General features: G+C 63.0%; 11 protein-coding genes. 4 read left to right on the plus strand and 7 right to left on the minus strand.

The genetic code is table 11. The features are described 5' to 3' along the window. Positions 1 to 26: 26 nt before the first annotated feature. The 5 genes from kdpC to ACZ89E_RS03920 form a co-directional block, all read right to left on the minus strand. Positions 27 to 599 (minus strand): potassium-transporting ATPase subunit KdpC, encoded by a 573-nt coding sequence (gene kdpC, locus ACZ89E_RS03900; RefSeq protein ID WP_476254888.1) that lies wholly within the window; start codon positions 597 to 599, stop codon positions 27 to 29. A 12-nt stretch (positions 600 to 611) separates the two neighbouring features. Next, positions 612 to 2,690, minus strand: coding sequence for a potassium-transporting ATPase subunit KdpB (kdpB, locus tag ACZ89E_RS03905; RefSeq protein WP_476254889.1), 2,079 nt, complete (start codon positions 2,688 to 2,690; stop codon positions 612 to 614). A gap of 10 nt (positions 2,691 to 2,700) precedes the next feature. Continuing rightward, a complete protein-coding gene (kdpA, locus tag ACZ89E_RS03910; protein ID WP_149659828.1) occupies positions 2,701 to 4,473 on the minus strand; it encodes a potassium-transporting ATPase subunit KdpA in 1,773 nt (590 codons plus the stop codon). Then, a complete protein-coding gene (kdpF, locus tag ACZ89E_RS03915; protein ID WP_123402870.1) occupies positions 4,470 to 4,562 on the minus strand; it encodes a K(+)-transporting ATPase subunit F in 93 nt (30 codons plus the stop codon). Before kdpF ends, kdpA begins: the two co-directional genes overlap by 4 nt. A 421-nt stretch (positions 4,563 to 4,983) precedes the next feature. After that, positions 4,984 to 5,889: a LysR family transcriptional regulator gene (locus ACZ89E_RS03920; RefSeq protein WP_476254890.1), complete on the minus strand. Its 906-nt coding sequence runs from the start codon at positions 5,887 to 5,889 to the stop codon at positions 4,984 to 4,986. Between the two features lie 118 nt (positions 5,890 to 6,007). Between ACZ89E_RS03920 and ACZ89E_RS03925 the strand changes: the two genes are divergently transcribed. Then, complete coding sequence (locus ACZ89E_RS03925) at positions 6,008 to 7,420, plus strand: MFS transporter (RefSeq protein WP_476254891.1); 1,413 nt, start codon at positions 6,008 to 6,010, stop codon at positions 7,418 to 7,420. Here the strand turns inward: ACZ89E_RS03925 and ACZ89E_RS03930 are convergent, their stop codons facing one another. Continuing rightward, complete coding sequence (locus tag ACZ89E_RS03930) at positions 7,421 to 7,726, minus strand: panthothenate synthetase (RefSeq protein ID WP_463257814.1); 306 nt, start codon at positions 7,724 to 7,726, stop codon at positions 7,421 to 7,423. Positions 7,727 to 7,967: 241 nt separating this feature from the next. Between ACZ89E_RS03930 and ACZ89E_RS03935 the strand changes: the two genes are divergently transcribed. After that, positions 7,968 to 8,876 carry a GNAT family N-acetyltransferase gene (locus ACZ89E_RS03935; RefSeq protein ID WP_476257015.1) on the plus strand — a complete coding sequence of 303 codons (909 nt, stop codon included), beginning with the start codon at positions 7,968 to 7,970 and terminating at the stop codon, positions 8,874 to 8,876. A 42-nt stretch (positions 8,877 to 8,918) separates the two neighbouring features. Here ACZ89E_RS03935 and ACZ89E_RS03940 read toward each other — a convergent pair whose 3' ends face one another. After that, positions 8,919 to 10,310, minus strand: coding sequence for an aldehyde dehydrogenase family protein (locus ACZ89E_RS03940; RefSeq protein WP_476254892.1), 1,392 nt, complete (start codon positions 10,308 to 10,310; stop codon positions 8,919 to 8,921). Positions 10,311 to 10,410: 100 nt separating this feature from the next. Here ACZ89E_RS03940 and ptrR point away from each other — a divergent pair, with 100 nt between their 5' ends. Both ptrR and ACZ89E_RS03950 read left to right on the plus strand, forming a co-directional pair. Then, positions 10,411 to 11,289 carry a putrescine utilization regulator PtrR gene (ptrR, locus tag ACZ89E_RS03945; protein WP_463257812.1) on the plus strand — a complete coding sequence of 293 codons (879 nt, stop codon included), beginning with the start codon at positions 10,411 to 10,413 and terminating at the stop codon, positions 11,287 to 11,289. 98 nt (positions 11,290 to 11,387) lie between these two features. Further along, entirely contained in the window at positions 11,388 to 11,723 is a 336-nt protein-coding gene (locus ACZ89E_RS03950; protein WP_149659822.1) for a hypothetical protein, read from the plus strand. Positions 11,724 to 11,813: the final 90 nt, after the last annotated feature.

Below are 11,813 nucleotides of genomic sequence, written 5' to 3' on the forward strand. Positions count from 1 at the left end.
CACCCTCACCGTGTGTGAGTTGCCGCTCAGTGGGCGGCGTCGAGCGCCAGGTTCAGGGCCAGCACGTTGACCCGAGGCTCGCCGAGGAACCCGAGCAGCGTGCCTTGAGCATACGCGCCGATCAGTTGCCGGACCTTCTCCACCGGCACGTTACGCACCCGCGCCACGCGGCCGGCCTGATACAACGCGGCGGCCACGCTGATCTGCGGATCAAGACCACTGGCGGAACTGTAGACCAGGTCAGCGGGCACCGTGGCGTTGTTGCCGGGATCGGCCGCGTGCAAGGCTTCGATCCGGCCCTTGACTGCGTCCATCAGCGCCGGGTTCAGCGGGCCGAGGTTCGAGCCACTGGAGGCTTGCGCGTTATAGGGCATGGGGCTGGTGGCAGACGGGCGGCTCCAGAAATACTTCGGATCGCTGAAGCCCTGGCCGATCAACAGCGAACCGACGGTTTTGCCGTCGCGCTCGATCAGGCTGCCGGCCGCCTGATGGGGAAACACCAACCGCGCGATGCCGGTCGTCACCAACGGATAAGCCAGGCCGGTGAGCAGTGAAAAGACAATCAACAGAGTCAACGCCGGACGCAACAGAGTGGTCATGACAGTGCTCCTTCAAACCAGACCGACAGCGGCCAGGGCCATGTCGATGATTTTGATGCCGATGAATGGAACGATGACCCCGCCCAGCCCGTAGATCAGCAGGTTGCGCCGCAACAGCAGGGCGGCGCCGACCGGACGGTATTTCACGCCTTTGAGCGCCAGCGGGATCAGGAAAATGATGATCAGCGCATTGAAAATCACCGCCGACAACACCGCCGAATTGGGGCTGGTCAGGCCCATGATGTTCAGCGCCGCAAGCGATGGATAGGTGGTGACGAACGCCGCCGGCACGATGGCGAAATACTTGGCCACGTCGTTGGCAATCGAGAACGTGGTCAGCGAGCCCCGGGTCATCAGCATTTGTTTACCGGTTTCCACCACTTCGATGAGCTTGGTCGGGTTGCTGTCCAGATCGACCATGTTCCCGGCTTCCTTCGCCGCTTGGGTTCCCGAGTTCATCGCCACCGCGACATCGGCCTGGGCCAGCGCCGGGGCGTCGTTGGTGCCGTCGCCGGTCATCGCCACCAGGCGACCTTCGGCCTGATAGCGGCGGATCAGCTCGAGTTTCTGTTCCGGTGTGGCTTCGGCCAGAAAGTCATCAACCCCGGCTTCGGCGGCGATGGCGGCGGCAGTGACGCGGTTGTCGCCGGTGACCATCACGGTCTTGATCCCCATGCGGCGCAGTTCGACGAAACGTTCCTTGATCCCGCCCTTGACGATGTCCTTGAGCTCGATCACGCCCAGCACTTTGGCGCCATCAGCTACCACCAGCGGTGTGCTGCCCCGGCGCGCGACGTCTTCGACGATGGTTTGCACGGCGTCGGGGAAATGGCCGCCGAGACTTTGCACATGGCGCAGGATCGCTTCACCGGCGCCTTTGCGCAGTTGGCGCGTGCCCATGTCGACGCCGCTCATGCGGGTCTGGGCGGAGAAGTGCACGAAGTGGGCGTCGAGTGCGCCGATGTCCCGTTCGCGCAGGTTGAAGCGTTGTTTAGCCAGCACCACGATGCTGCGGCCTTCGGGGGTTTCGTCGGCGAGGGAGGCGAGTTGCGCTACATCCACCAGATCCGCTTCCTTGATCCCCGGCGCCGGCAAAAACGCCGAGGCGTGGCGGTTGCCGAGGGTGATGGTGCCGGTCTTGTCGAGTAGCAGAACGTCCACGTCACCGGCCGCTTCCACGGCGCGGCCGGAGGTGGCGATGACATTGGCTTCCATCATGCGGCTCATGCCCGCCACGCCGACCGCCGACAGCAGGCCGGCGATGGTGGTGGGGATCAGGCACACCAGCAGCGAGATCAGCACGGTGATGGACACCGGCGTCCCGGCCTGGGCCACCGAGACCCCGAACAGGGAGAAGGGCAGCAGCGTCACGGTCACGCCAAGGAAGACGATGGTCAGCGCCACCAAGAGGATGGAGAGGGCGATTTCATTCGGGGTCTTTTGCCGTTTGGCGTTCTCGACCATGGCGATCATGCGGTCAACGAAGGTTTCGCCGGGGTTGGTGGTGACGCGCACGACGATCCAGTCCGACAGCACCCGGGTGCCGCCGGTCACGGCCGAAAAGTCGCCGCCACATTCACGAATCACCGGCGCCGACTCACCGGTGATCGCCGACTCGTCCACCGAGGCCGCGCCTTCGATCACTTCGCCGTCGGCGGGGATGATCGAGTCGCCGAGGTCGCCGGCCTCGACCACCACCACATCGCCTTTGCACAAGCCGCTCGATTGCGCCAATTGCCACTCGGCGCCGTAGTGCGGCTCGCGCAGCTTTTTGGCCCAGGTTTCCTTTTTCAGGTCGCGCAACGAGGCCGCTTGGGCCTTGCTCCGGCCCTCGGCCAGGGCTTCGGCAAAGTTGGCGAACAGCACGGTGAACCACAGCCACAGGGCAATCGCCAGGATAAATCCGCTGCTGGCCTCGCCCTGGCCGCGCAGGGCCTGGACCCACAGGGCGCTGGTGATGATCGCGCCGATGTAGACGACGAACATCACCGGGTTGCGCCACTGGATTCTGGGGCTGAGTTTGCGCACCGATTCGACGAGGGCCGGGGTAATGAGTTTAGGGTCGAACAAGGAGAACGCTTGGCGGGACATGGTCGTGGTCTCACTTGATCAGGTTGAGGTGTTCGACGACGGGCCCGAGCGCGAGCGCCGGCACGTAGTTCAGCAAACCGACCAGCAACACCGTGCCGATCAGCAGCGCCACAAACAACATGCCGTGGGTCGGCATGGTGCCGCCGGTGACCGCCAGGCGTTTCTTCGCCGCCAGGCTGCCAGCGATGGCGAGCACCGGGACGATCACGCCGAAGCGGCCAAACCAGGCAACGATCGCCAGCATCGTGTTGTAGAACGGCGTGTTGGCCGACAACCCGGCGAAGGCGCTGCCGTTGTTGTTGGCGGCCGAGGAGAAGGCGTAGAGGATTTCCGAAAACCCGTGGGCACCCGGGTTGGCGATCCCCAGCCGGCCGGCCTCGGCCATGACCGCGATGGCGGTGCCGAACAGCACCAGCAAGGGCGTCACCAGGATTGCGATGGCGACCATTTTCATCTCGTAGGCTTCGATCTTTTTGCCCAAATATTCAGGTGTGCGGCCAATCATCAAACCGGCGATAAACACCGCGAGAATTGCGAACACCAACATCCCGTACAGCCCCGAGCCGGTGCCGCCGAACACCACTTCACCCAGTTGCATCAGCACCAGCGGCACCGCACCGCCCAAGGGCGTAAACGAGTCGTGCATGGCGTTGACCGCTCCACAGGACGCGGCGGTGGTCACGGCGGCGAACAGGCTGGAGGCGCTGATGCCGAAGCGCAGTTCCTTGCCCTCCATATTGCCCGCCGCTGTGTCGATGCCCAGCGCGGAAAACTGCGGATTGCCCAGTTGTTCGTAGTGGGTGACGGCGATCACCGCGACCACGAAGATGATCGTCATCGTCGCCAGCAACGCCCAGCCTTGGCGGATGTCACCGACGATGTGGCCGAACACGAAGCACAGCGCGGTCGGGATCAGGAAGATCGCGATCAGTTGCAGGAAATTGGTCAGCGCGGTGGGGTTCTCAAACGGATGCGCCGAGTTGGCATTGAAGAAGCCGCCGCCGTTGGTGCCGAGTATCTTGATCGCTTCTTGCGAGGCGACCGGGCCCATGGCGATGGTTTGCTTGTCGGTGCTGGCAGCCACGGTGACGGGGCTGCCCTGGGCGTCGAGTTTCGGTTGGCCGGCGTCGTTGAGTACTGGCGCCTGGTACTGCATGACTTCCAGCGTCGAGACGTCCTTATAGGGGTCAAGATTCTGGATCGCGCCTTGGCTGACTAAGAACAACGCGAAGATCAGCGACAGCGGCAGCAGCACCCACAATGTGATGCGGGTCAGGTCAGCCCAGGCATTGCCAATGCTGTTGGCGCTGTGGCGGGCGAAGCCGCGAATCAGCGCCACCGCCACGACGATGCCGGTGGCGGCGGAGAGGAAGTTCTGCACGGTCAGCGCGAGCATTTGGGTCAGGTAGCTCATCGTCGATTCGCCGCCATAACCTTGCCAGTCGGTGTTGGTGACGAAACTGGCGGCGGTGTTGAACGAAGAGTCTGGCGTCACGGCGCCGAAGCCTTGGGGGTTGAACGGCAGCACGCCTTGCAAGCGTTGCAGCGCGTAAACAACCAGCAATCCCAGGGCGTTGAACAGGATCAGGGCCAGGGCGTATTGCAGCCAGCTCATCTGCGCTTCGGGCGTGACCCCGGCCAGGCGATACAGCGGCGATTCAATCCGCGCGCCGAGGGCAAACCGACCCTCCATCACCGTGGTCAGCCAGCGTCCGAGGGGCCAGGCCAACAGACCCAGCACCAGCAAAAAAGCCCCGAGGAGGATCCAGGCTTGCGTGGTCATAGGAAGTCCTCCGGAAAGAACAGCGCGGCGACCAGGTACACCAGCAACCCGGCCGCGATGATGCCGCCGAACAGATAGAAACCGGTCATGACCGCCTCCTGTTGAGCGCCGCGCAGCCACGGGCCAGACCGATCAGGCTGACGAAAAGCAGCGCACCGAGTACCACAAAGATAAAGTCCATGGCGTTTCCTCCTGCATTGAGGAAAAGCCTAGAGGGATGGCTGGTAAGTTGTTATCAGGATTGGGGGCGGGGGGATAAAGATCTTATAAAGACGTGCGGGAGGAGCTGTTTTTTGCAGGCTGGGGACGACTTTTGTGGTCAAGGAATGTGTTTGTGGCCAAGGGAGCCTTTTGTGGCGAGGGGGCTTGCCCCCGTTGGGTCGCGAAGCGGCTCCTTACTATTTTTCAGGCTAACCGAGTCGACTGCTTCGCAGCCGAACGGGGGCAAGCCCCCTCGCCACAAAAGCCGCTCACCACAAAAGCCGCTCGCCACAGAAGCTGTGTTCCGGGCTACAACAGCGGCTCGGCACACACCTCCCGAATACACCCCCGCAACCAGCGATGCGCCGGGTCGGCATCGAGCCGGGGGTGCCAGAGCAGGGACACGGTGATCGGCGGGATGGCAACCGGAAGGGCGAAACTGTGCAGGCCGGCACGCAGGCTGGCGGTATGGCGTTCCGGCACGCTGGCGATCAGGTCGCAGGAGCGAACCAGCGCCAGTGCGGTAGAGAAACCGCCGACGACGGTGACAATCTCGCGCTCCAGCCCGAGCGCAGCCAAGGCGTCATCAATCGCCGTCGGCCCTTTCTCCGGGCCCCGTCGCGACACGCCGATGTGCCGGCCAGCCGCATACCGGGCCGGGGTCATGTCGCCCTGGCTTAGCGGATGCTCCAGGCGTACCACGCCAATAAAACGGTCGCGGAACAACGCCTGCGCTCGCAGCTCCGGCGCCATCGACGTTCCGACCACGCCGGTTTCCATGTCCACCGTCCCATCGCGCAAGGGTGTGCTGTCCTTGTTCGGTTTCTGCACGAACAGCAACCGCACCCGCGGCGCTTCTTCGCTGATGCGAGCCAGCAGGTCCGGGCCGAACGTCTCCACAAAACCGTCACTGGTGCGCACGGTGAAGGTGCGCACCAATTGCTGCAGATTGAGCTGCTCGACGGGGCGCAGGATCGCTTCGGCGTCTTGCACCAGTTGACTGACCCGTTCGCGCAATTCGAGCGCGCGGGGCGTGGGCACGAGACCGCGGCCGGCCCGGACCAGCAGCGGATCGCCGGTGGTTTCACGCAAGCGCGCCAGCGCCCGGCTCATCGCCGACGGGCTTAGCCGCAGTCGCTTGGCGGCGCGCGTGACGCTGCCTTCTGCGAGCAGAACATCCAGGGTGATAAGCAAGTTGAGATCGGGCATCGACATGTGGCGACGTTAGCACGGGATATGGCGTCTGGTGCACAAGTAATGTGCAAACGGTGCGTCTTCCGCCTTGTCAGGACGGGCCGTACGCTGTGGACATCCAGCCAAGGAGCTCACCTTCATGACCCACCCCGATCAGACCCTCGCCGCCAGTGCACAACGGACACCTTCGGTGCGTTGGGTGCTCGCCAGCCTGTCGTTGTCGATGCTGTTGTCATCGCTGGGCACCAGCATCGCCAATGTTGGTTTGCCGGCGTTAGCCGAAGTGTTCGGCGCGTCCTTTCAGGCCGTGCAGTGGATCGTCCTCGCCTATCTGCTCGCCATCACCACCTTGATCGTCAGCGTTGGACGGCTCGGCGACCGTATCGGCCGTCGCCGCTTGCTGCTGACGGGCATAGTGCTGTTCACCCTGGCTTGCGCCGCGTGCGGCCTGGCGCCGTCGCTCTGGCTGCTGATTGGCGCCAGGGCGGTGCAGGGCCTTGGCGCGGCGATCATGATGGCGCTGTCCATGGCGTTTATCGGTGAGGTGGTGCCGAAGGAAAGGACCGGTAGTGCCATGGGCTTGCTGGGGACGATGTCGGCGATTGGCACCGCGCTTGGTCCATCCCTGGGCGGCGTGCTGATTGCCGGGTTCGGCTGGCAGGCGATTTTCCTGATCAACGTGCCGCTGGGGATTCTGACGTTCTCGCTCGCCTGGCTGTATCTGCCAGCCGATTGTCGAGAGCCGAAGCGTGGTGGTTTCGACCCTGTGGGCACGTTGCTGCTGGCGTTGACGCTGGCTGCCTATTCCCTCGCCATGACCTTGGGCCGGGGCAGTTTTGGTGTGCTCAATGTGGCGCTGCTGTGCGGGGCTGTTTTGGGCACCGGCCTCTTCGTGTTCGTCGAGTCGACGGTGGATTCGCCGTTGATCCGTTTGGCGATGTTCCGCGATGCATCGCTGAGCGGGAGCCTCGCCACCAACGTGTTGGTGTCGACGGTGATGATGGCAACGCTGGTGGTCGGGCCGTTCTACCTTTCCCGTGGGCTTGGACTCAACCTGGCCGTGGTCGGTGTGGTGATGTCGATCGGTCCGGTCATCTCCGCGTTGAGTGGCTTGCCGGCGGGGCGGGTGGTTGACCGGTTCGGCGCGTCGGGCATGGTCATCCTCGGGCTGGTCGCCATGGCGGCGGGTTCAATTGCGCTGTCCGTGTTGCCGGCGTGGTTCGGTCTGGCAGGCTACGTGACGGCCATCGTCATCCTGACCCCGGGTTATCAGCTGTTCCAGGCCGCCAACAACACCGTGGTGATGCTGGACGTACCGTCGGAGCAGCGCGGCGTGATGTCCGGCCTGCTCAGCTTGTCGCGCAATCTCGGGTTGATCACCGGTGCCTCGGTGATCGGTGCCGTGTTTGCCTTCGCTTCGGCGACGACCGACCTGACGACGGCCGCCCCCGAAGCCGTCGCTGCCGGTCTGCGGATGACGTTTGCGGTGGCCGCCGCGCTGATGGTCGTCGCGCTCGCCATTGCATTGGCCAGTCGCGGACGCCGGGCCTGATCAGCCCCAGGTTTTGCCGAGCGCCTCCAGACCGGCCTTTTGCAGATCCTGCGGGCTCATGGCGATGCGGAATTTGCAGCTGGCCTGGAAGTTGAGAAAGAACGGTTCGGAGAAACGCGGGATGTCGGAGGCATCCTGCACGTCGATCAGCAAAATCCCGCCGCGCTTGCCGTCCTGTTCAGTGAAGTAGACCGTTTCGGGTTTAAGGCTTTCCAGCACGCGCCCGATGATTTCACCGACTTTGCCGGCGCGCACCAGCGTGTTGAAAGGTTCAGGTGGGAACTCGACCGTCAGTAGCATTTTCATGATGGGGTACTCGGTTGAAGTGGCTGCTCCTTATCAAGATCCCGGCTCCGGATTGCTCTGTGTGGTTAAGGATAGTTAAGCCGCAGGGCGCCCTTGGGCAGGGTTACGGACGGTCATCACACCGCTCGCCTCGATTGACGGATATTTTGTTGTGCGATACAACTAAATAACTGTTTCCCAGGAGGTGTGCGCCGTGACCGATTCCAACCTGATCCACCACGTTCGTTCGGCGTCGCGCCTGATGGTGCGAGAGTTGGGTTTTATGCAGGCGACCCTGGCGGCGACCGACTATCCGCCGTCCTCCGTGCACACCCTCGTGGAACTGGGCAACCGCGAATCGCTGACCGCCGTGGAACTGGTGGCGCTGCTCGGCCTGGAAAAATCCAGCGTCAGCCGCATGGTGCGCAAGCTCATCGAGGCCGGCGAGATCGAAGAAGTGCCGAATGAGCAGGACGCACGTTCGAAAAAACTGCAACTCACGGACCAGGGCCGCCAGACCTTGCGCGCGGTGGAGGCCTTCGCCAACCAACGGGTCGGTGCCGCCATGACGCACTTGAGCCCGGCGCAACAACAGGCCGTCAGTGAAGGCCTGGGCCATTACGCTGTAGCCCTGCAATCCCAACGCCTGGGCACCGAACCGCCCAAGGTGACGTTGCAGATTGCTCGGGGCTACCGTCCCGGCATCATCGGCCGCATCGTCGAAATGCATGCCTGCTACTACGCCAAAGTCGCGAACTTCGGTCAGCCGTTCGAAAGCCTGGTCGCCTCCGACATGGCCGAATTGATGGGGCGTCTGCACAACCCGCGCAATGAGGTGTGGGCGGCGCTGGACGGCGAACGCATCGTCGGTTCGATTGCCATCGATGGTGAAGGCGAAGAGGGGGGCGCGGTGCTGCGTTGTTTCATTCTGGATGACAGCGCGCGGGGCCAAGGCGCCGGGAAGCGCTTGCTGGCTGAAGCCATGCGGTTTTGTGACGAATGCGGTTTTACGGCAACGCGGCTGTGGACGTTCAAAGGTCTGGATGCGGCGCGCAAGCTGTATGAAGACGTGGGGTTCACGTTGGAGCAGGAGCAGGAAGGGGAGCACTGGGGTGGGCGGATTACCGGGCAATGGTTTGTTCGACCAGGGCCGGGCAATCCGCCAACCTGAATTAAACCCGGGAGCTAAACGCTCCCAGATATGTCGGTGCAATCAGCGGCGATCCAGCCACACCGTCTGCGCGTTGCAGAACTCCCGCACACCGAAGTGCGACAGCTCACGGCCAAAGCCGCTTTTCTTCACGCCGCCGAAGGTGACGCGCGGGTCACTGGCGCAGTAGCCATTGATGAACACGCCGCCGGTTTCCAGTTCGTCGGTCATCTGTTTGGCGAGATCGAGATTGCGCGTGTAGATCGTCGACGCCAGGCCGAACTCGCTGTCATTGGCCAGCGCCACGGCATGCTCGGCATCCCGGGCGGTAATGATCGAGGCGACCGGGCCAAACAGTTCCTGTTTGAACGAGGTCATCTGGTCGGTGACGTTACTGAACACGGTCGGCTCATAAAAGTTGCCAGGGCCTTCAGCCTTTTGGCCGCCCAGCAGCAAGGTCGCGCCTTCTTCCAGGGTGTCGCGGACTTGCTGGTCCAGCTCATCGCGCAGATCAAAACGGGCCATGGGGCCGATGTAAGTGGCGCTGGACTGCGGATCGCCGACCACCAGTTGGCGCGTCGCCTCGACAAACTTGCGGGTGAATTCTTCGACAACGCCTTGCTCGACGATCAAGCGCTTGGCTGCCGCGCAGACTTGCCCGGTGTTCTGGTAGCGGCCAATCACGGCGGCTTTGACGGCGTCGTCGAGGTCGGCGTCGTTGAGCACAATAAACGGATCGGAACCGCCCAGTTCCAGCACACACTTCTTCAGGGCGGCACCGGCCTGGGCGCCGATGGCCATGCCGGCGCGCACGCTGCCGGTGAGGGTGACGGCGGCGATGCGTGGATCTTTGATGGCGGTGGAAACACCCTCCGGCGTGACATTGATCACTTCGAACACACCGTCGGCGAAACCGGCGCGTTGGAACGCGTCGCGCAGCAGATAAGCGCTACCCATGACGTTGGGCGCGTGTTTCAGCACGTAGGTGTTGCCGGCGATCAGCGCTGGAACGGCGCCACGCAGCACCTGCCAGATCGGGAAGTTCCACGGCATCACGGCCAGAATCGGCCCCAGCGGACGGTATTCAATGCGCGCCTTGCCACCTTCAACCAGCGTCGGCTCGGCACTGAGCATGGCGGGGCCGTGTTCGGCGTACCACTCGCACAATTGCGCACATTTTTCGATTTCACCCCGGGCCTGGGTGGTGGGCTTGCCCATTTCCAGGGTGATCATGTGTGCCAGGTTTTGCGCGTCATCGCGCAGGGCTTGAGCCAGGGCGATCAGCGATTGCGCGCGCTGTTCGACCGGCGTGCGGCGCCAGGCCTTGAACCCGGCGGCGGCGCGGGCAAGGGCGGCGTCCAGTGCCGCGGCGGATTCGAAAGGGTAGTGACCGATCTGCTCGCCCGTGGCGGGGTTGATCGAAATCGCATGAGTGTGACTGGAAACCTGGGTCATGGCACCGTCCTGCTGGGTGGGGATGCGCTCAGGTTACGGCGGTGGTAGTTTTCTGGAAACTGAATAATACTGAGCGCAACGTTCACGTTTGGAGAATGACTTGGATCTGGTCCAGCTCGAAATTTTCAAGGCCGTCGCCGAACACGGCAGCATCAGCGCGGCCGCCCAGCACATCCACCGGGTGCCGTCGAACCTGACCACGCGGATCAAGCAACTGGAGCAGGATCTGGGGGTTGACCTGTTTATCCGCGAGAAAAGCCGCTTGCGCCTGTCGCCGGCCGGCTGGAGTTTTCTCGACTATGCCCGGCGCATCCTCGACCTGGTTCAGGAAGCCCGGGCCACGGTGGCCGGTGAAGAGCCGCAAGGGTCTTTCCCGCTGGGTTCGCTGGAGAGCACGGCGGCGGTGCGGATTCCCGAGCTGTTGGCCGCCTACAACCAGAAGCACGCCAAGGTTGAGCTGGACCTGTCCACTGGTCCTTCGGGGACCATGATCGACGGTGTGCTTTCGGGGCGATTGGCCGCCGCATTCGTCGATGGCCCGGTGCTGCACCCGGCGCTGGAAGGCGTGCCGGCGTTCGAGGAAGAGATGGTGGTGATCGCACCGCTCAACCATGCGCCGATCCACCGCGCGCGGGACGTCAACGGCGAAAACATCTATGCGTTTCGCTCCAATTGTTCGTACCGCCACCACTTCGAAAGCTGGTTCAACCAGGATGCCTCGGTGCCCGGCAAGATCTTCGAGATGGAGTCCTATCACGGCATGCTCGCCTGCGTCAGCGCCGGGGCCGGGCTGGCGCTGATGCCCCGCAGCATGCTCGACAGCATGCCCGGCTGCACCACCGTGAGTATCTGGCCGCTGTCGGAATCCTTCCGTTATTTGCGCACCTGGCTGGTGTGGCGTCGCGGCACGGTGTCGCAAAGCCTGACCATGTTTGTGCGTTTGCTGGAGGAGCGAGGTGTGGTCCAGTCAGCCATTTGAAAGGGAAGTTGCAGCGGCGATACCAATTTGCCACTACGTCCGTTAGAGTATGCGCCGCTCGGGAGACGGATCCCGGCTTCTTCTAATGGAGTTACACCGTGAATTACCTCAGTAAAGTGGTTGCCGTTGTTTTGTTCGGTCTGGTTTTGGCAGGTTGCACCGGCACCGCGATGAAGACCCAGCACTATGACAGCAGCCAATACACTGTCCTGGGCCACAGCGAAGCGACCGCCACTGGCATGCTGTTGCTCGGTTGCATCCCGATCAAGCAGAACAACCGTTTCGTTCGCGCACAAGACGCGGCGATCAAGGCCAAGGGCGGCGACGCCATGATCAACACCCAGGTGCAGGAAAACTGGTTCTGGGCCTACGTCCTGACCGGTTACACCACCAAGGTTTCGGGTGATGTGATCAAGCTGAACAACGTTCAGTAAGCACAGTGCCTCGCCGCTTGGCGAGGGTGCTTGAAACGTGAAAAAGCCCGGTTCAGCCGGGCTTTTAAGTCTGTGGCGTTTGGCGGGGCA

It is taken from the genome of Pseudomonas sp. TE3899 (assembly GCF_056279105.1).

Bases quoted from the DNA above. Each gene is read 5' to 3' on its own strand.
- kdpA (WP_149659828.1), bottom strand. From the start codon at position 4,473: ATGACCACGCAAGCCTGGATCCTCCTCGGGGCTTTTTTGCTGGTGCTG.
- ACZ89E_RS03930 (WP_463257814.1), bottom strand. From the start codon at position 7,726: ATGAAAATGCTACTGACGGTCGAGTTCCCACCTGAACCTTTCAACACG.
- ACZ89E_RS03925 (WP_476254891.1), top strand. From the start codon at position 6,008: ATGACCCACCCCGATCAGACCCTCGCCGCCAGTGCACAACGGACACCT.
- ACZ89E_RS03920 (WP_476254890.1), bottom strand. From the start codon at position 5,889: ATGTCGATGCCCGATCTCAACTTGCTTATCACCCTGGATGTTCTGCTC.
- ACZ89E_RS03935 (WP_476257015.1), top strand. From the start codon at position 7,968: ATGGTGCGAGAGTTGGGTTTTATGCAGGCGACCCTGGCGGCGACCGAC.
- kdpC (WP_476254888.1), bottom strand. From the start codon at position 599: ATGACCACTCTGTTGCGTCCGGCGTTGACTCTGTTGATTGTCTTTTCA.
- ACZ89E_RS03940 (WP_476254892.1), bottom strand. From the start codon at position 10,310: ATGACCCAGGTTTCCAGTCACACTCATGCGATTTCGATCAACCCCGCC.
- kdpF (WP_123402870.1), bottom strand. From the start codon at position 4,562: ATGACCGGTTTCTATCTGTTCGGCGGCATCATCGCGGCCGGGTTGCTG.
- kdpB (WP_476254889.1), bottom strand. From the start codon at position 2,690: ATGTCCCGCCAAGCGTTCTCCTTGTTCGACCCTAAACTCATTACCCCG.